Annotated in this window: 1 protein-coding gene; it reads left to right on the top strand. The window is 65.5% G+C overall.

What is annotated here, in order from left to right:
- Positions 1 to 108 precede the first annotated feature (108 nt).
- Positions 109 to 322, top strand: a 214-nt coding sequence (locus E5162_RS14305; RefSeq protein ID WP_135945949.1) for an acetyl-coenzyme A synthetase N-terminal domain-containing protein, incomplete at its 3' end; no start/stop codon positions are given.

Consider the following 322-nt stretch of genomic DNA (forward strand, 5'->3'; position numbering starts at 1 on the left):
GAAGTGCTGTTCGGCGAACGCGAGCTGGAGAGCGGCGAGTCCGGCTCCCTGTCCCGGTTCACCTTCTCGACCAAATACAGTTTCTAGCTCTGAAAGGAGCGCGGCTTTATGGATGCGTCCAGTCCGAAGCCGGCCAGTGCCCCCTCCCTGGTGCCTGTGTCCGACACCTATGTGCGCGATCACGCCCGTGTCACGCGGGAGGTCTACGAGGCCCGGTACCGGCGCTCGATCGAGGATCCGGACAGGTTCTGGCGCGAGGAGCTCGGCCGGCTGGACTGGATCACGACGCCGCAGACGATCAGCGAGGTCGACTGGGACCCGG

It is taken from the genome of Marinicauda pacifica, from assembly GCF_004793635.1.
GTDB classification, from domain to species: domain Bacteria; phylum Pseudomonadota; class Alphaproteobacteria; order Caulobacterales; family Maricaulaceae; genus Marinicauda; species Marinicauda pacifica.